The 19,547-nt window shown below is 29.0% G+C and carries 22 protein-coding genes and 1 pseudogene; 22 read left to right on the top strand and 1 reads right to left on the bottom strand.

Features of this window, described 5'->3' with window-relative positions; all coding sequences use genetic code 11:
* Positions 1-2: 2 nt before the first annotated feature.
* From FGL08_RS07080 to FGL08_RS06990, 19 genes and pseudogenes are all read left to right on the top strand, one after another.
* Complete coding sequence (locus FGL08_RS07080; RefSeq protein ID WP_138210119.1) at positions 3-461, top strand: phage tail tube protein; 459 nt, start codon at positions 3-5, stop codon at positions 459-461.
* Positions 462-476: 15 nt separating this feature from the next.
* A complete protein-coding gene (locus FGL08_RS07075; RefSeq protein WP_138210118.1) occupies positions 477-815 on the top strand; it encodes a hypothetical protein in 339 nt (112 codons plus the stop codon).
* A 17-nt stretch (positions 816-832) separates the two neighbouring features.
* Positions 833-1,141, top strand: a pseudogene (locus FGL08_RS07070) (Gp15 family bacteriophage protein); the annotation flags it as partial.
* Positions 1,142-1,183: 42 nt separating this feature from the next.
* Positions 1,184-1,513, top strand: coding sequence for a hypothetical protein (locus tag FGL08_RS07065; RefSeq protein ID WP_138210116.1), 330 nt, complete (start codon positions 1,184-1,186; stop codon positions 1,511-1,513).
* A gap of 70 nt (positions 1,514-1,583) precedes the next feature.
* Positions 1,584-4,610, top strand: coding sequence for a hypothetical protein (locus FGL08_RS07060; RefSeq protein ID WP_138210115.1), 3,027 nt, complete (start codon positions 1,584-1,586; stop codon positions 4,608-4,610).
* Positions 4,611-4,619: 9 nt separating this feature from the next.
* Positions 4,620-4,967 carry a DUF6711 family protein gene (locus tag FGL08_RS07055; RefSeq protein WP_138210114.1) on the top strand — a complete coding sequence of 116 codons (348 nt, stop codon included), beginning with the start codon at positions 4,620-4,622 and terminating at the stop codon, positions 4,965-4,967.
* A 56-nt stretch (positions 4,968-5,023) separates the two neighbouring features.
* A complete protein-coding gene (locus FGL08_RS07050; protein ID WP_138210113.1) occupies positions 5,024-5,287 on the top strand; it encodes a hypothetical protein in 264 nt (87 codons plus the stop codon).
* Between the two features lie 18 nt (positions 5,288-5,305).
* Entirely contained in the window at positions 5,306-5,500 is a 195-nt protein-coding gene (locus FGL08_RS07045; RefSeq protein WP_138210112.1) for a hypothetical protein, read from the top strand.
* 12 nt (positions 5,501-5,512) lie between these two features.
* Complete coding sequence (locus FGL08_RS07040) at positions 5,513-8,767, top strand: hypothetical protein (protein WP_138210111.1); 3,255 nt, start codon at positions 5,513-5,515, stop codon at positions 8,765-8,767.
* A 10-nt stretch (positions 8,768-8,777) separates the two neighbouring features.
* Positions 8,778-9,017 carry a hypothetical protein gene (locus FGL08_RS07035; RefSeq protein ID WP_138210110.1) on the top strand — a complete coding sequence of 80 codons (240 nt, stop codon included), beginning with the start codon at positions 8,778-8,780 and terminating at the stop codon, positions 9,015-9,017.
* A gap of 48 nt (positions 9,018-9,065) precedes the next feature.
* The gene (locus tag FGL08_RS07030; protein WP_138210109.1) at positions 9,066-9,362 is read left to right on the top strand and encodes a hypothetical protein; all 297 of its coding nucleotides are present in this window, start codon (positions 9,066-9,068) and stop codon (positions 9,360-9,362) included.
* An 18-nt stretch (positions 9,363-9,380) separates the two neighbouring features.
* The gene (locus FGL08_RS07025) at positions 9,381-10,307 is read left to right on the top strand and encodes an N-acetylmuramoyl-L-alanine amidase (RefSeq protein ID WP_138210108.1); all 927 of its coding nucleotides are present in this window, start codon (positions 9,381-9,383) and stop codon (positions 10,305-10,307) included.
* 139 nt (positions 10,308-10,446) lie between these two features.
* Positions 10,447-10,773 (top strand): hypothetical protein, encoded by a 327-nt coding sequence (locus FGL08_RS07020; RefSeq protein WP_138210107.1) that lies wholly within the window; start codon positions 10,447-10,449, stop codon positions 10,771-10,773.
* Positions 10,774-11,029: 256 nt separating this feature from the next.
* The gene (locus FGL08_RS07015; protein ID WP_138210106.1) at positions 11,030-12,088 is read left to right on the top strand and encodes a hypothetical protein; all 1,059 of its coding nucleotides are present in this window, start codon (positions 11,030-11,032) and stop codon (positions 12,086-12,088) included.
* Entirely contained in the window at positions 12,033-12,404 is a 372-nt protein-coding gene (locus FGL08_RS07010; RefSeq protein WP_138210105.1) for a hypothetical protein, read from the top strand. The genes FGL08_RS07015 and FGL08_RS07010 overlap by 56 nt, the downstream gene beginning before the upstream one ends.
* Positions 12,385-13,164 (top strand): hypothetical protein, encoded by a 780-nt coding sequence (locus tag FGL08_RS07005; protein ID WP_138210104.1) that lies wholly within the window; start codon positions 12,385-12,387, stop codon positions 13,162-13,164. Before FGL08_RS07010 ends, FGL08_RS07005 begins: the two co-directional genes overlap by 20 nt.
* Positions 13,165-13,524: 360 nt before the next feature.
* Positions 13,525-13,791 (top strand): hypothetical protein, encoded by a 267-nt coding sequence (locus FGL08_RS07000; protein WP_138210103.1) that lies wholly within the window; start codon positions 13,525-13,527, stop codon positions 13,789-13,791.
* A 318-nt stretch (positions 13,792-14,109) separates the two neighbouring features.
* Complete coding sequence (locus tag FGL08_RS06995; RefSeq protein WP_138210102.1) at positions 14,110-14,832, top strand: hypothetical protein; 723 nt, start codon at positions 14,110-14,112, stop codon at positions 14,830-14,832.
* Positions 14,833-14,844: 12 nt separating this feature from the next.
* Positions 14,845-15,255 (top strand): hypothetical protein, encoded by a 411-nt coding sequence (locus FGL08_RS06990; protein WP_138210101.1) that lies wholly within the window; start codon positions 14,845-14,847, stop codon positions 15,253-15,255.
* Between the two features lie 66 nt (positions 15,256-15,321).
* Here the strand turns inward: FGL08_RS06990 and FGL08_RS06985 are convergent, their stop codons facing one another.
* Positions 15,322-15,813, bottom strand: a complete 492-nt coding sequence (locus FGL08_RS06985; RefSeq protein ID WP_171012008.1) for a helix-turn-helix transcriptional regulator — start codon at positions 15,811-15,813, stop codon at positions 15,322-15,324.
* Positions 15,814-15,911: 98 nt separating this feature from the next.
* Between FGL08_RS06985 and FGL08_RS06980 the strand changes: the two genes are divergently transcribed.
* The 3 genes from FGL08_RS06980 to topA are packed head-to-tail and all read left to right on the top strand — an operon-like array spanning position 15,912 to position 19,485.
* The gene (locus tag FGL08_RS06980; RefSeq protein WP_243118009.1) at positions 15,912-16,274 is read left to right on the top strand and encodes a magnesium chelatase subunit ChlI family protein; all 363 of its coding nucleotides are present in this window, start codon (positions 15,912-15,914) and stop codon (positions 16,272-16,274) included.
* 29 nt (positions 16,275-16,303) lie between these two features.
* A complete protein-coding gene (dprA, locus tag FGL08_RS06975) occupies positions 16,304-17,389 on the top strand; it encodes a DNA-processing protein DprA (RefSeq protein ID WP_138210098.1) in 1,086 nt (361 codons plus the stop codon).
* 35 nt (positions 17,390-17,424) lie between these two features.
* Positions 17,425-19,485, top strand: coding sequence for a type I DNA topoisomerase (gene topA, locus FGL08_RS06970; protein WP_138210097.1), 2,061 nt, complete (start codon positions 17,425-17,427; stop codon positions 19,483-19,485).
* The last annotated feature ends 62 nt before the right edge of the window (positions 19,486-19,547 follow it).

The following is a 19,547-nucleotide window of genomic DNA, read 5'->3' as shown; positions in this document are numbered from 1 at the left end:
GTATGACACAATTCAGTGGAGTATTTCCAGTATATAATCTTGTATTTAAGGTTGGAACGAAAGGAAAAGAAAGTACAGAGCAGGACTTTAAACCAATAGCTGATTTAGAGAACTTTGGGATAAGCATAGATGGTAAGGTGGAAGATTGGACATCAATGACTACTGCGGGTTGGTCAAGAGCATTAATGACAGGAAAAGCATTTTCTATATCCCTTAAGGGTAAAAGAAATGTAGGTGATCCAGGTAATGATTATGTAGCTAACATTGCGTGGAAAGATGGATTAGATTGTAGTACTAAAGCACAAATAGGATTCCCAGATGGAGCTAAATTAGATTTTGACTGTGTAATAGATGTTAAGAACGTAGGTGGTGGAGATTCCACTAACGTGGCACCATTAGAGTTCGATTTAAAAGGTGATGGTAGACCAAACTATACACCAGCAAAAGTCACAGAAGAATAATAGGAGGCGATAAAAATGGCACAAGTATATGATATAGTAAATAGACTTACAAATGATAAACCAGTAATAAAATTAGGAGAAAGTAAAGAATTTAAAGTTAATAACAGTAAAAATTCAGTAATATTAATAAAGTCATTAAGTGAGGATAAAACACTTGATGATTTTGAAATGATGGATAAAGTAATAGAAGCTGGCATAGGAAAAGAAGGCTTAGATTATGTAAATAGTCTAGATTTAACATTTAAGAGCTATGAAACAATTATGAATGCTATTATGGCAGCTATAACTGAACAGAGTTTAGAGGAAATTGAAAAAATGGCAGAAGAGGAAACTAAAAAGATTAAAAAAAAGTAACTGAAAAATGGTATGACTTATTTGAAGATTGGGGGCTTATAGAAGCCTCCTTTACTACTCAATATGGTATTAGGCTTAGAAGTGAACCAGATATGACTTGGAGTGAATTCTGTACTTTATTAGCTGGGATAATGCCTAAAACTCCTTTAGGTGAAGTTGTTAGTATTAGGAGTGAAGAAGATAAGGATATACTCAAAAGTTTTACTCCTGAACAGCATAGAATTAGAAATGAATGGAGAAATAGACAAGTTGAGAGTATGACAGATGAAGAGAAAAAGGATAAAATACAAGAATTACAAGAAATATTTGCAAAAGCCTTTAATTAATGTATATTATAATTAATATATGTTAATTAGGGGGAGAATTTAATGGGCTTTTCTAATGGTATAAAAAAACTACTTAAAGCAGCATATGATGATAGTAAAGAGATATACGAAACAAAAGAAGAAGAGAAAAGGGAGAGGAAACAACGAATATCTGATATGAAAAAGGAAGGGATAGTATTTTGCCCTAAATGTAAAAGTACTTGTGTAACTTATACTGAGAAACATAAAAAATTAAGTGTAGGTAGAGCAATTACAGGGGGAATTTTAGCAGGAGGAACAGGCGCTGTTCTTGGAGGTTTAACTAGTAAAAAGGTAAAAGGGAAAGTTAAATGCTTGAACTGTGGTCATGAATGGAAACCTGGGAAAAGGTAATATAAGTTTAAATAAAACACTTGCTTGATTAGTAGGTGTTTTTTATTATGCTTAAAAGTGAGGTGAGATTATGTCAGATAGTATAGGGCAAATAAGCTTAGATCTAGGTCTAAATGATGTTACAGAAAGTCAGATTAGTGATATTGGAACTAAGATAAAAGCAAATGTAACTAAAGCTTTAAGCGGATTAAACAACATAGGCAGTATAGATAAAACATTAGGAAACATTCAAGCGACAGTAGAGAAGATGATAGATTCTATACATTCGCAGATTCAAAATAACTTAGAAATCCTTAGGGGACAAATTGAAGATATATTTTCAAATTTAAAAGTTAAGAATCCTATGGAGGATTTGTTGAATAAAGATGATTCTATAAGTAATCAAAATGATATTAGTCCTAAAAGTGCAAGAGGGCCTCCTAGTGGGAAAACTTTAGATGTAAGAGTTCCTAAAGTGGATTTATCAAATAATACTGATTATATAAAATCACAAATAACTAATTTAACAGCTCAATTAGATCAAATTGGTTCTAAGGCTGATGAACAAAGAGCTAAGATAAAAGAACTAAGAAAAGAAATTGAAGAGTTAAGTAAACCTACTGGTAGTAAACCAATGAATTTTATTAATCAGGAACAAATAAAAAAGCTACAAAATGAACTTTCTAAGGCTGAACAGAATTTAACTAAGTTTGCAGCAACATCTGATAAGACGGTTTTTACTATAGATGCACTTGAAAAGAAATTAGATGAACTTGGGAATACCGCCAATGATTCAGCTAATAAGACATCAAGATCCTTTTCTAAGTTTAAAGTTTTCCCTAGTATATTAAATAAGCTTTCTAATTCAATTAAATCTACAAAAAGTACCGTTAATAATGCGTTAAAAACAAAGTCTAATATTAATGGAAAATTAAAAAGGTTAGGTCATACAAGCACAAATACGGGTAGAAGTTTTCTTGGTATGGGTAATATGATATCAAGAAGTTTTAATAGGGTATTAAGGCAAGTATTTGTTATGGGGGTTATATACAAAGGCTTAAGGGGACTGATTAGTTATATAGGATCCGCACTTATGGCAAATGCTCAATTTTCTAATTCTCTAAAACAAGTACAGGCCAATTTAATGGTGGCATTTATGCCTATTTATCAAGCTATATTGCCAGCTTTAAATGCTTTAATGAGTGCATTAGCTACTGTTACATCATATATAGCTACATTTATAAGTGGTTTATTTGGTAAGACATATAGTCAAAGCCTAAATGCAGCTAAAGGATTGAATACCGCAAAGGCTGCTATGGGTGCATATGGTAAAAGTGCAAAGAAAGCTGGAGGACATACTAAAAAATTAGCTAAAGATGCTAAGGAAGCTCAAAAAGTTTTAGCAGGGTTTGATGAAGTTAATACCTTAGATTTTGTCAAAGACAAAAATAAAACACCTAATGATGGAGCAAGTGCTGGTGATGGTGTACAAATGCCTGACATGAGCAAAGCATTTTCAGCAGGTAAAGGAATAGAGGGGTTAGGTAAAAAGGTAAGGGATGTACTTGCTTCTATATTTCAACCATTTAAAAATGCTTGGGCAAAAGAAGGACAGGCAACAATAGCAAGTATGAAATATGCATTTAACAGTATATTAGATTTACTAGGCAACATAGGAAAGAGTATGCTTACAGTATGGACTAATGGTACTGGAGAAAAGATATTAACTGTTATATTACAAATACTACAAAACATATTTAATATTATAGGAGATATAGCAAGTACTTTTGCTACTGCATGGAATAGTTGTGATATTGGAACTAAAATAATACAAGGTATTGCTAATACTTTTTTAAATTTATTAACTCTTGTCAAAAAGATAGGAGATGCATTTAGAGAGGTATGGAAAGATATAGGTACTCCACTAGCTAATATGTTTATGAAGGTTTTAAAATCCACTATAGATGTATTAGAAAATCTATCACAAAAACTTATATATGTTTGGGATAATGGAGGAAGTCACTTATTTAAGGGGCTTATTAAGCTAGGTGCCAAAGTACTTGAATTAGCTGGATATATTTACACTGAATTTGTAGTTCCTTTTGTTAATTGGTTTGTAAATAAAATATCTCCAGCTATAGCACCAGTGTTAAAATTCTTAGGGTGGTTATGCGATAAGATTTCAGATTTAATTGATTTCCTGACGAGTGGTAATCCTTATGTAGATGCATTTATACAAGCGCTTGTTATCCTGGGAGGAACGATAGGAAGTGTTATAGCTGTTATTAAGATATGCAGTACTGTAGGCAAGGTATTAAGTGGTGTGTTTGCATTTATCACTTCTCCAATAACATTGGTAGTTATAGGAATAGCTGCTTTAATAGCCATAGGTATTTTATTATATAAGCATTGGGATGTAATAAAAGCTAAGGCTAAAGAAGTGTGGAATAGTATTAAACAGACATTTAATAATTTTAAAAATTGGCTAGGTGGTGTCTTTTCTACTGATTGGACAAAACATTTTGGACTATTAGGTCATGTGATGAATGGATTATGTTCTCTAATAAGAAAAGTATGGAGTAATATAAAACTAATGTTTAAAGGTATAATTGATTTTATAGCTGGTGTTTTTACAGGCAATTGGAGAAGGGCTTGGCAAGGTGTAGTAAACATATTTAAAGGTATATTTGGAGGACTTGCAAGCATAGCTAAGGCTCCTTTAAATGCGGTAATAGGTTTAGTCAATGGGGCAATAGGTGGACTTAATAAACTTAAAATTCCTGATTGGGTTCCTGGGATAGGTGGTAATGGAGTTAATATACCTAAGATTCCTAAGCTAGCACGAGGTGGAATACTGGACCAACCAACTTTAAATATAGCAGGTGAAGCTGGTAAGGAGGCTGTAGTACCTTTAGAAAATAATACTCAAGGACTTGATTTACTTGCTGAAAAGCTTATGGAAAGGTTAGGAGGAACAGGAGGACAAGGAAATAATTCTAATTCTGATAGTCCTTTAGAAATTGTATTAGAACTTGGTGGCAGTGAATTTGCAAGGTTTATTATAGATTCTATAAACAAACTACAAAGACAAGAAGGAAGGACATTATTAAAAATATAGGAGGCTAATATGCTTAAAATAAATGGATTGACAATTGTTGCTCCTAAAAGTTTTAAAGTAAGCATTAATGATTTAGATGGAGAAACTACTAGAAATGCTAGGGGGGATTTAATTAGAGATAGGATAGCCGTTAAAAGAAAACTGGAATGTGAATGGGGTCCCTTAAAAGATAATGAAATTTCTAATTTATTAAAAGTGGTAACTAGTGTTTATTTTTCAGTTGAATATCCTGATCCAGTAGAAGGTAAAAGACTTAGTAAAACTTTTTATGTAGGCGATAGAAGTGCACCTATGTATTTTGTTAAAGATGGAGTACCACTTTGGCAAGGCCTAAGCATGAATTTTATAGAGAAGTAGGACCATAGAGCTTAAAGGCTCTTTTATATACAAAAATAAGAGAGGTTGATTTTATTATGGAAAACAATATAACAATGCTAATAAATGAAAATACAAATTTGAGTGCGAATGTAATGGTTAAAGCAGGAGATGGGATATCAAAACAAGTTATGTACCTAAGTGCTAATTTAAACGCTGATACTTTTGCAGTAAATATTTCTGTAAATGTAATGGATAAGGAAGCATATAAGGAAAATGCAACGGAGATGAAAGCTAAATATGCAGAGTTTAAAAAACAAATAGAGAATAGAGCTACAACTCTAGGCTATGTAATATTTTAAAGATTGGAGGGATTAGTAATGTCAAAGAATAATAGAAATAAAAAAGTAAGACCAGTACAAGAGACACAGGAGAATAAACCAACGTTAGATATAGGAAATTACATTATAGAGGTGATAAGTGAAGGTCAAGTACTTAAAAAAATTGCAGTTGCAAATAGCGAAATAAATATAACAAAATTATCAGGAGGGGGTCTAGCGGTAGATCTTAAGTAAGGGGGCTAGACTATGTACAATGTAACAAATAAGTTTAAGGAATATATAAAGAAGCCTAGTAGAGGATTTAAGAGCAAAGTCATTATTAGAGATAAGGAATATTTAGATGATGTAATAATTGAAATGAGCCAAGAGGAAACAGTTAATCCAGGAGATGACTTTACTCTTGGTTCTGTTGCTTCCGCTAGTTTTGAAATAAGTTTACATGATGTAGATGACATATTTCAAAATGCTATTGTAAAACCGTATTTAGGATTAGAAATAGGGGGAGAAGTTGAATACATTCCTTTAGGTGTTTTTACAGTTGATGACGTTAAGAAACAAAATAAAACTGTTAAATTATCTTGCTTTGATAATATGATTAAAATGGAGAAAGCTTATTTTTCTGATTTAAAATACCCTGCGAAAGTACAAGATATAGCAAATGAAATATGTAATAAAGCGGGAGTTAAACTTAGATCAACATTACCCAATTATTCTATAGGAAAGATAGAAGGGTATAGTCTTAGAGAATCTATAGGATTTATAGCAAGTCTTTGTGGTGGATTCGCTAGGTTTAATAGGGAAGGGCAGTTAGAGATAACTTCTTATACAAATACAGATACAATAATTACTCCAGATAACTATATTACCTTTGAAACTGGAGATAAGGAATATAAAATTTCTAAGGTAACTGTAACTAAAGGAGAACAACACTTATCTAAAGGTAATGAAACTGAATTTGGAAGAGAGATTATATTTGACAATCCAGTAATTACAGATAGCATTTTAAATGATATTTACAATAAATATAAAGGTTTTTCCTATATGCCTTATGAACTTAAGTGGCAAGGTAACTGTTCACTTATGACTGGAGATAGGGTTAAAATAATAGATTTAAAAGGTAAAGAATATAACACTTTAATAATGCAACAAAAATTAAATTATAAAGGTGGATTATCATCAGAAATAAAAGCTGTAGGGAAAAGTGAGCAGAGCAATAAATTTGACTCTAAAGGTTCTATAACTCAAAAACTTGAAAGGTATTCTATAGAACAGGCCAGTATAAGAAAGGCATTAATAGAAAAAGCAAACATTATAGATTTAGAAGCTATAAATGGTAAAATAGAAAATCTATATGCGGAGGATTTAACTGCGATAAATGGAGAAATTAAAAATTTAAAATCTGAAAAGGCTGATATAACACAATTAAATGCACAAGGTGCGAAGATAGAAGATTTATATGCAACTAAAGCAACTATTATAGATTTAGAAGCTAATAAAGGGAAAATAACAATTTTAGAAAGTAGAGCAGCAAGTATAGATAATCTTTTAGCAGGTAATATTGGTGCAGAAAATATTAAGGCTGGAACCATAACTGCAGGAAGTGGAATAATAGCAGATGGAGCTATAGGAGATGCTCAAATAAGTTCTCTTAGTGCTACCAAATTAACTGCAGGTGTTATAGATGCCGCAGTAATTACTGTAAAAAATTTAACTGCAGATAATATAAAAGCTAAAAGTATAAATGGAAAGGTCCTAGAAGATGGGGCTATAGATAATTCTAAAGTAGCGGATAATGCAAATATTGCAGGTAGTAAGCTAAATATAGATGATGTTGTAGTTAATATAAATGAATCTAATACCAACATAAGTTCTACAAAAATTAATGTAGGAAATAAAACTTTAGATATAGAGTTGAAAGACCAAAATATTAATATAGAAAAGAATAATACAGATATAAATTCACAAAAGCTTAAAATAAATGCTTTAGAAGAATCCTTGAAAGTTAAGATAGATAAGCAAGAATACATTAAGCATAAACAAGAAATAGAAAACAATGTATTACAAGTTAATACACAGATGAATAAACAAACTACAGAACTACAGTTGCTACAATATACAGTTAAGAGTAAAATAGGTCAAACAGAGATAGATAAGGCAATAATAGAAACTGATGATAAAGTTAAAACAATAAATCAAAAAATAGAAAGTGCTAATAGTGAAATAAATCAAGTTAAAAATAAACTTAATCTTAAAGTAGAAACATCAGAATTTCAAAGTTTTAAGGCCAATATAAATAATGAAATCACAAACTCTAAAAGTAAGTTAAGCACTACAGAGCAATCTATAAACATGCTAAAAGGTGAGATAAGTTCTAAAGTATCTAAAACAGATATAGAAAAAAAGATAGTAGAAGTAAGTGAGAAAAGTAAGAATTTAATATTTAATAGTGGTAATTTTAAAGATTTAACTGGGTGGGCAACTAATTCTACTGGTGCCACTATGGAAATTGTTAAAAAGCATGGTTATAGTGTTATTCATGCTAAAAAATCAATTAGACAGCCTAGGCTAATCCCTATTGAACAAAACACAGATTATATTTATAGTGCTACTATTATGTGTAGTACTGGTATGGAATTAACGAATATTACCCCTTTGCATTTCCATGTATTACGTGAAGACCTTACTTTTCATCCTAGCCGTAATGCTGTTTTACTAAATGAGAATACTTTTGTACCTGCTAATACATGGGTTAAGATATTAGTAAAGTTTAATTCTGGTGAAGATGGATCTTATTTTAGAACCTTTATATTTGGAATTCAAATAAACGAAGGTATAAACGAGTATTGGATAAAAAATATAAAACTTGAGAAAGGGAATAAAGAAACAGACTGGTCACCAGCACCAGAAGATGTGACAATAGAAAATACAACTAAAATAAATAGTGCAGAATCTGAAATAAAACAGCTAAGTAACCAAATAAAATCTAAAGTTGATGTTAATGGAGTTAAATCTTTTGTAGAACAAAATCCATCAAGTGTAAAAGTTGGATTTAATGCAATAACACCTAATGTGAATTTAAGTAATTCCGGGACTTTTGAAGTAATTAATGGAGCCTTGCAGGTTAAAAATAATGATAACACTGTAGTAATTGATGGTAAATACAACATGCATAAGATACTAAGCTCTGGAGTTATAAACACATCAATGCCAGTATCTAACACTATAAAAGAGAGAACAGTATCCATAAAACATAATTTAGGATATAAGCCTGCTTTCACTGCCTTTTCAATTGTTGATGGTAGTGGTAGTATGGTTCCTTTGCCTGCACTAGCTTTTACAGATAATTTCAGTGGTACAAGTATCGTAGGGTTTAACTTTATTATTAGAGCTAGAGCAGACAATACACATCTATATATTGATATGAAAAGGGCAGCCGATTTGGTTCAAACAGAGTATAGAGTTAAAATTAAGTACTTTATTTATAAAGAAGTTGCATTTTAGGAGGTGCGAAATGGTTATATACTACGATTTAGAAACTAAAGAAATAAAAAGAACAGAGGATAATACAATAGAACCAGTATTGCCGTTGAATATGGATTTAGAAAAGAAAATTAAACATTATAAAAATGAAGGGGAAGGCGTTATTTGCTTACCGTATGAAATGGGTATACACATATTTGACTATGAATTGTGTTTTAATGAAAGTGGACAATTTACAGGACTACAACCAAAACAGATAAGTAATGAATAGGACTAGAGATAGTCTTTTTTTAGTGCTCGAAATTAAGAGAGGTGTGACATGGAAAATAAGGTACTGCAAGACCATGAGAAAAGAATAAGGAAGTTAGAAGAATCTGATTTACAACAAAGAATACAATTATCTAACATTGAAAAAAGTCAATCAGAAATTAAAGCTATGATTTCTGAAACATCTAAAGAACAACAGAAGACACTTAATGAATTTACTTTAAAAATTTTAAGTACATTTACAGATAAAAATAAGAAAGATGGAGATTTAAAATTCTATAATACAAAGCAATTTTGGGCTATTGCTGCAAGTATAGTTACTGCAGTGATAGCTTTTTTTAATAAATAAATTTAGGAGGAATGAATTATGAAAATAGGAATTGATACAGGACATACACTTACAGGTGCTGATACTGGAGCACAGGGCAATGGATTAAGAGAAGAAGTTTTAACTAGAGAAGTTGGAAAATATGTTATATCTAAATTAAAAGCATTAGGGCATACAGTAATGGAATGTGCATTAGATAATGCTGATACCTTAGGACAAAGTTTGGCCCATAGATATAATACTGCTAATGATAATAACGTGGATTTATTCGTATCTATACATTTTAATTGTTTTAATTCATGTGCATATGGAACAGAAGTATTCACATGGAAAGGTAATAAAACATCTAGGGCAGATGCAGTTTTAAAGAATTTAGTTTCTTTAGGATTTGTAAATAGAGGTATAAAAGATGGTTCTAAATTAGCAGTTATTAAAAATACAAAGGCTGAATCTATGCTTATAGAGGTGTGTTTTATAGATAATGTTACAGATATAGCAAGATATAAAAATTATGGTCCAGAGAAAATAGCAGATGCCATAGTAAAAGGTTTAGTAGGAGAAAGCATAGGTACTTCAACACAAAAACCAGTAGTACCTACACCACAAAAACCAATATCACAAATAGAATCTAAAAAGACATGGGAAATTAACATACAAGGAGATATTATTAGAAGACTACAAGCAGAACTAAATAATCAATTTGGTGCAGGAATTAAAGTAGATGGCTACGCTGGAGATAATACAGTAAATAAATTAATAACTGTTAGGAGTGGAGCTAGAGGCAACATAACTAGAATCGTTCAAGAACTTTTAATAAGAAAAGGTTACAGTGTAGGAAGTTATGGAGCAGATGGAGTTTTTGGACAAGGAACATACAAGGCAATTCTGCAACTACAAAGTAAAAATGGATTAAGTGCTGATGGAATTGTAGGAAAAAATACATGGAAGGTACTTTTAAAGAAGTAGTAAAAATAAGGAACGTATAACAAAGGATTAGAGAGCATAAAAAAGTTTTCTAATCCTTTTGTATTAAGAAATAAAAATAAATCAATACAAGCTAAAATATAAAGTTTTAGAAGTCTAAACAAGAAAAAGGAGTGTTATTATGAAAAATATATCAAATTTACTTTGGGAATATAGATTTATTATAGTTTTATTAGTATCAATAGTTTTATATATAGTTTTAGAGTGGGAAAAATTCAAAAGAGTTTCATATGGAGTTATGCTCCAAGCTAAAAGCTTAGCAAAAGATAAAATTCTTAAAAGTGGAAAGCAACAAGAAGAATGGGTAGTTAAAAAGATGTATCAATTTTTACCGAAAGCATTAACTGTTTTTATTTCAGATGAGGTTATGAAAAAAATAGTACATTTTCTATATGTTAAAGGTAAGGACTATTTAGATGATGGGAAACTAAATAATAGTATAGAATAGTTAAGGGGTAGTTGTGGCTTATGCTGCAGCTACCTTTTTTCATTTTTTTGAAACTATAAAATTGTAATAATAATGAAATATTACATAAATTGTCGAAGTTATTGATAAATTTTACCTTTACATATATACTTAAATAAAAGAAATCACTACTGATTGCCATCGAAGTGATTTCTGCGTTTAAATTCTATTTCAAAGAATTATATCTTCATTATAGCATATATTTTTTGAAATAGAAATATGATAATGGGGGGACAATATGAATAGTGAAACATATAAAGTTTTAATGAAAAATACAACTGAGTATTATATGACTGACTATAGTTTACAACATATAATAAAAGATTTAACAGATGGGGAAATAGCAACTTACAAAGAAAACAATAAAAATGGTAGTATTTTAATTGCAACTTCAGAATCTAAGAATGAAAGAGTTAATAAATGTATGGATAATAACTTAGATACATTTTATATAATAGAGAAAATGTTTATAAATAAATCATACAGATATGCTATTTATTATAACTGTAATAATTTTAATATTAATAATGTAGATTCATATATTAGTTTAGAAGATTTCAAAAGTGGAAAAATTAATAATATCAAAGATTTTACTCAGCCAATATTTGTTGAAAATGATGAATATATCGCCATAAAATTTTTAAAGACTATAAATCCTTTTATTAATAAACTAGATGAAACTAAAGATGTTATATATAATACCTTATGGATTTATCATAAAAAATTAAAAATACTAGAGCATAGGTTTGACATGTTGGGGTTTAAATCAGATGATAACTTCTACGAAACTACTTTTAAACCACAATTAAGTAGAATATGTAAGGATTTTAATTGCGATATTAGTGAGTTTAGAACAAGTTCAACAATAACTCATATTGTAGAGAATAAGAAAGATGAGGTACAAGAAATAGCGCAATATATGGGTTTAAAACAGAATAGTTTGGCAAAACTAAAGGTAGGGGAAACTTTAATTATGCCGTTTATAGGGGATTTAGAAATATTAATGGAACAAAATAGAGGTCTATTTGATAAAAGTGATGATACTAAACAAATATATAAGTTATTAAGAAAATACGTTGTAGATATAAAAAAGAATGCCCGATATAAATCTAGGTTATTACAATGGATTAAAGAAAAAAAGTTTTCTCCTTGTGTTAATATTTTATTTAGCTATAGAGATAAAAATTATGATTTATTTAATTTTCAAGAGCCTAAAAAAAATAATATGGAGATGATGAACTATGTTATTAGATATATATGGAAGGTTAAAGGAAATCTTGAAAACTCAACAGATTAAAGATTTAGATAAATTTTTAGAGTATCAATACAATTCTTATATTTCATGTAGTGATATAGCCAATCATCTTAATATTACATATAATGAAGCTAAAAAAATAATTAATATTTTGTTAGAAAATGATATTTTAAAGATGAATTTTAAGGTTTTTTGTAAATGTGAAATAGATATTAATACTCAAAATATTTATGAGAGCATAGAAGATATACCTGAGGAGATATGCAGTAATTGTGAAAAGGGGTGTTCTGTTTTAAAAAATGTTATTATTGTATATAAAGTTATAGGTAGTGATGTATATGGAACAAACAGAATCTGATTTATTGAGAGAAAAAGAGGCCGAAGGTTTATTTGATAAGCTTGAAGAATTAAATGAAGACGCTCCTCATACACTTAAAAAAGTTTTACAACAAAGAAGTGGTATAAAAATTGAAGAGTTCAATAAACTGTATGACTTATTTATAAAAATGCATTTAAATGAAAATGAATATAAGGGGGTTAAGGCAAAAACTAAGGGAGATATTTTAGAAAATATAATAAAAACTATAACTATAGAAACAAAAATTTTTGATTTATTTGATAATATTACTAATGACACAAATGAATATGATATTATAATTAAACCAAGTGAAATAGCTAATATTTCGTATAATGCGTTACCCAAAATTATATATCAACTAATAGTATGTGAATGCAAAAATTATAATAAGCCAGTTGATGTAACTTGGGTTGGTAAATTCTATATGCTTTTATCAATGTCAAATATAAAATTAGGAATTATTTTTTCATATGAAGGGATCACAGGTAATAATGATGCTGGATGGAATGATGCTAAGGGATTAGTAAAAAAAATTTTTCTTAAAGATGGAATCGCTATTATAGATATATCTAAAAAAGAATTAGAAGAAATTAAGGATGGAAAAAGGTTATATGATGTTATAGAAGAGAAATATAATAATCTAGTTTTTATGACTGATATAAGCAAATTTAAAAAAGAACATATTGCTAGTAAAAAAATTGATGAAATTATTGATAAAGTTAATGAAGAGGTAAACCACTATAAATTAAAAAAAGTTTAATTTATAGTGGTTAGAGAGTTGATTTATTGCTTAGTAAACAGAAATAAAAAGATAAGCGAATAAACTAAAGCCACCATTTGGTGGTTTTTTATATCATAAAAAACGTACTACAAACGTACTTATATTTTTTATAAAGCATTAAAATACAGTATAATATGTATAAGGTATATAAGAAAAGTAAGGAATATCAACACTTGATAAACCTTACTTTAATATTTTGATTGAGTGGGAATGGTATTGGGTGCCAACTAGATTTACTGCATACAAGTATTAAATCTAGTTGTGTAAATTAAAAATAAAAAATATTATAAAGGTTTATAAAATAGGTTTAAAGTAACATTAATCAAAAGGAGGATTGAAATGGAGAAAAAAATTTTTTTTAAAATAATATCTTATATTTTATCTATATTTTTACTTACTGTAACTATAGTAAATCATATCTATAGGATCAGCGGAAAAGAGTTTTCATTAAAACCTTCTTTTGTTGCTATCCTTTGTATAACATTTTATTTATTTATGGATCATATAACAAAGGATACTCCTAAATTTGATAAAGTGAAAAAAGTAACTTTAATCTCATTTTTGTTATATTCCTTATTTGAACTTGGCGTATTGATATTAGGATAAAGATTAGTAACTAAAAATGGAGAACTTTTAAACTTTATAGATAATAATAGAAATTAAAGACCAGTTTATAATATAGTAATTATAAATTGGTCTTATTCTTCTCATAATAAATATTTTTACTTTATTTAAATAATAATAATTATTATTAGACTAATAACTAAACATAAATCTATCCTAACAAAACTTTTCTTCATATTATCACCTCTAATTTAATTATTGACTAATTTAAGATTCCTAAACATTACCATAACCTTTACTAATATTTAAAATTATTGTAAAATAGTTATGAATATTAGTAAATATTAGGGGGTTGTATTAATGGATTTTTTAAAGAATAAGAAGATAGCTATACCTGGATGTGCTATCCTGTATTTTGTTATGCTACTTGCAATTCCGCCCAAAATCATAGGTATTTTAACTATGCTGGGTGTTGGAGGGATAGCGTTTTATCTATTTGCAAAAAATGAAAAATTTAAAGCTAAAGGTAAGATATTTAAAACTTTAGTGTCTTTAGGGTTGGCAATAGTATTTTTTCTATTTGGTATGGGTGGAGTTATTTATGACTCTGAATTATCAGAACAACAAAAATTAGAATCAGCGAAAAAAGCACAAATTGAAACTAAGAAGAAAACAGATGAAGAAAAGGCAATAAATGCAGCAAAGCTAAAAGAAGAAGAGCAGAAAAAATTAGAAGAAGATAAAAAGCTAGAAGAACAGAAAAAGTTAGAAGAAGAGAAAAAACTAGAAGAACAGAAAAAAACAGATAAGGCAACAGAACCTAAACAAGATACTACAAATTCATCTAATAAGTCTAGTAATAATACTAAAGCAGTAACACCAACTAAACCTAAAGAATCTACCACTAAAAATAAACTACAAGAAACAAAACCTGAACCTAAAGGAATGGTTTGGCTATCCAAAAGCGGTAAAAAGTATCATTCTAAACCCAACTGTGGGAATATGGATGCTAAAAATGCTAGGCAAATAAAGCTTTCAGATGCTCAAAAGAAAAACATTCAGAGTTGTAGTAAGTGTTTTTAATAAGGTAGTTTTATGAAGAAAAGAAATAAGATTAAAACTATAAAAGATATAATATTAATAATTTTGATATTAATATTTATACTATCACCTGATATAAGAACCAACATATGTAATTTTGTCTTTGATAAAATGGCTAATGCATCTGAAAAAGTGGGTAAAAATGTAGGGAATATAATAGTTATTAATAATCTTGATGGCCAGGCTAAATATAAGATCAGTGAAATTCAGGATATAATTGATACTGCATATAAAAATAATATAACTGTTAGATTGAAAACATTAAAGGATAAAGAGTTTAAAGAGTTTTCAAGTAAAAATAAATTAGATATAAAAGCTCTAAATAAAAATTCTAAATTTATTGCTAAGTCAAGGAAGAATTCAGAAAATAAATTAATTAGTGTAGACCTAACAGAGAATAAATAGTTTTTATTAAATAAATATATGATTAAAGCCACCAATTGGTGGCTTTTTTTATACTTAAAATAAAACTTATAATTTTTTTCTACATATTATATGTAATTTATTTATATACTTTTTTAAGATATCCATATTCTTTTTACTAGGAGTTATGAGATCTTTTTCCCACTTTTCTAATGATCTATATCCAACACCTAATATTTGAGCAAACTCCTTTCTACCATAGCCTAAAAAAAGCCTACATTTATATATGCGTTTTCCTAATGTATTTTCTTCAAGAGAATCATAGTTTCCTAGGTACCAAATATCCTTATCTAATACACTTTCTAATTTTTTTAATGTAGAAATAGATGGGATACTTTTATCGGTTTCAATGTTATGAAGTTGTGTTTCTGTTAAATTAGTTTGAATAGAAACTTGCTTTATGGTTAAACTTTTAGATAATCTCGCTTGACGTATTCTATTAGAAGATGTCGAAGTATTGTTATTTTGAATAGTATAAGACTTTTGTATATCAAATTTATTGTACATGTTATCTAAGTAGTTAACTTCATGGGTGTCCATGCGGGAATTACCTTTCATCTAAGGAGTGTGTCTGTACAAAAGAAGAAAGACGTAGATACTTGAAAAAACTATCATCTCCATTTTTAGATAGAATAGATATGTATGTAAGCGTACCGAATCTTCCATTTGAAGAATTTAGAAATGCTGAAAATGAAAGTTCTAAAGAGATAAGAGAGAGAGTTATAAAAGCTAGAGAAATTCAAAAAAGACGATATAAAAATATGGGTATTTATACTAATTCGTGCATAAATACTACATTATTAAAGACGTATTGTAAATTAGACATAGAAGAAGAATATTTTTTAGAAAGTATGTTCAAAAAATATTCTTTAAGTGGAAGAGCATATTCAAGAATTCTTAAATTGTCTAGAACTATAGCGGATTTATCTGGTAAAGATAAAATAGAAAAAATGCATCTTATAGAGGCTTTTAGCTATAGAAATTTTTTAAAAGAGGAATAATATTATTAATAGTTGGAGAGGTGTTAATCTTGAATAAATATGATATTTGGTTTTCTTTAGTTAAACTTTCCCCTATAATAAAATATAATTTATTAAAACATTTTAATAGTTTTGAAGATATTTTACAAGTAATAACTTCTAATAATATTGAAGGAGTATCTGGTTTAAAAGAGAAAGTAATTTATGAACTAAAAAATGCATATGATGAAGAAAAAATATATAATATACAAGATATAATGGTAAAAGAAGATATAAAAATAACTTCCTATTTCAATAAAGACTATCCTGAAAAACTTAGGAATATAGTTGATCCTCCAGCAGTACTTTTCTATAAAGGGAATTTAAATAAAATTAATAATAGAAGTGTTTCCATTGTAGGAGCAAGGGAGTGCACTTTATATGGTGAAAATGTTACTGAGGAGATATGTAGAATACTAAGTGGTAATAATATAAACATAATATCTGGCTTAGCAAGAGGAATAGATACAACATCACATAAGACTTCTTTAAAAGAAAATAATTATACTTGTGGCGTTTTAGGATGTGGTGTAAATAATATATATCCTAAAGAAAATAAGAAAATATATGATGAGATGGAGCAAAAAGGATTAATAATTTCTGAATATATACCAAATGCAAAACCGAATTCCTGGCATTTTCCTATAAGAAATAGGATAATAAGTGGACTTTGCGAGCTTTTAATCATAATAGAAGCTTCAGAAAAGAGTGGATCACTTATAACGGCAAACCTTGCTTTAGAACAAGGTAAAGATGTTATGTCTGTACCTGGTTCTGTGTTTTCAAAGTTTAGCAGAGGAACGAATAAGCTTATAAAGGATGGGGCACATGTTTTTACTTGTGAAAAAGACTTATATGAAATATTAAAAATACAAAAACAAAATGTTAAAAATATTAAAAATAATGTTAACTTAAAAGGTGAAGAAGTTAAAATACTCAGCATTTTAAGCGATAAACCTATGCATATTAATGAAATTGTTAAATTAACTAATATTGACATAGAACGTTTACTTGGGGTATTATTTGAAATGCAGACATTTTCAAAAATAAGATGTATTTGTGGAAATTTTTATGTTAAAAATCAAAAACTAGCTTAAGTTAAAATTTGCAAAATAATAATGGAGGGGAAATAATGGGACAAAAGCTGATAATAGTTGAGTCACCAACAAAAGTAAAAACTATAAAAAAGTATTTAGGTAGTACTTATGTTGTTGAAGCGACTATGGGACATGTAAGGGATTTACCTAAAAGTCAATTAGGTGTTGATATAGATAATAACTATGATCCAAAATATATAACAATTAGAGGCAAAGGTGAGGTTTTAGAAAAGTTAAGAAAACAAGCTAAGAAGTCAGATAAAATATATCTAGCAACTGACCCTGATAGAGAAGGGGAAGCAATTTCATGGCATCTTGCAAAGGCTTTAAAGTTAGACGAAACTCAAAGTTGTAGAATAGAATTTAATGAGATAACTAAAGCAGCGGTAAAAAGTGCAATTAAGAATCCTAGAAAAATAGATGAGAGCTTAGTAGATGCCCAACAAGCAAGAAGAGTTTTAGATAGATTAGTGGGATATGAAATAAGCCCAATCTTGTGGAGAAAAGTAAAATGGGGACTTAGTGCCGGAAGAGTTCAATCTGTAGCTTTAAAGATAATATGCGACAGGGAAAAAGAGATCGAAGCTTTTATTCCAGAAGAATATTGGACAGTTGAATGTGTGCTTCAAGATAAGAATAAAAGTAACATTAATGTGAAGGTGTTATATTATGGAAAAGAAAAGTTATCTATAAAAAATGAAGAAGAGAGTAACAAAATAATAAAAACATTAAAAGAAGGAAACTTTTTAATTAAAAAAGTAAAAAAGACTAAAAAGGAGAGAAGTCCACTAGCGCCATTTACAACCAGTACTATGCAACAAGAGTCTTATAAGAGATTAGGATTTTCTACACAAAGAACTATGTCAGTTGCTCAATCTTTATATGAAGGTATAGATATAAAAAAGATTGGGACAGTTGGTTTAATTACATATATGAGAACCGACTCTGTAAGGGTCTCCGAAGAGGCTAAAAATATGTGTAAAAATTACTTGCTTAATAATATGGGAAAAGAGTATGTGCCTGAAAAAAGCAGAGACTTTAAAGGAAAGAAAGATATTCAAGATGCACATGAAGCCATAAGACCATCTAATGTCGGATTAACACCACAACATATTAAAGAAAGTCTGAAACCCGAGCAATATAAATTATATAAACTAATATGGGAAAGGTTTGTTGCAAGTCAGATGAGAAACTGCATTTATGAAAGTACTACTATAGATATAGTGAATGGGGAGTATACTTTAAGGGCTAATGGAAGTGTGATTTTATTTGATGGGTTTACTAAGATATATGAAAATACTTCTGAAAATGATGAGGGGAGTCTTCCTCATGTAGAAGAAGGTGAAGAATTATACTATAATGATATCTTAGGTAAACAACATTTTACTCAACCACTACCTAGATTTTCAGAAGCTACATTAATAAAGACTATGGAGGAAAATGGCATAGGAAGACCAAGTACCTATGCACCAACAATAACAACTTTACTAAGTAGGCAGTACTTAGAAAGAGAGAAAAAAACATTAAAACCTACTGAGTTGGGTGACATAGTAAATGATATAGTAAGCGAATATTTTAAAGACATTGTGGACGTAGAATTTACAGCTGGCATGGAGGGAAAACTAGATAAAATTGAAGAAGGTAGCCTTAGTTGGAAAAAAGTAATTGAAGAGTTCTTCATTCCCTTTAAAAAGACCATAGAAGTGGCTGAAAATGAAATAGCAAAGATAACTATAGAAGATGAAGTTACAGATGTTAAATGTGATAAATGCGGTAAATTTATGGTTATAAAGAGAGGTAGGTATGGAAACTTTTTAGCTTGCCCTGGATATCCTGAATGTAAAAACACCAAACCAATTGTAGAAGAGTTAGATGTTAAATGCCCTTTATGTGATGGAAATGTACTAGTTAGAAAAAGTAAAAAGGGAAGAAAATTTTTTGGGTGTAGTAACTATCCTAATTGTAATTTTGTAAGTTGGTATGAACCAACAGAAGAAAAATGCCCTGAATGTAAATCTATTTTAGTTAAAAGAAGCTCTAAAGCTAAAGGTGATTATCTTCAGTGTATAAATAAAGAGTGTGGATACAAGAAATAATCTCATTGTATACCTAGATAAAAAAACCATTTATAATAAAAAATTACAAGGTGTATATAAAT

It is taken from the genome of Hathewaya histolytica (assembly GCF_901482605.1).
In the GTDB taxonomy this organism is placed as follows: domain Bacteria; phylum Bacillota; class Clostridia; order Clostridiales; family Clostridiaceae; genus Hathewaya; species Hathewaya histolytica.
The sequence above is the reverse complement of the archived record's forward strand: the minus strand, read 5'-3'. Positions and strand labels throughout refer to the sequence as shown.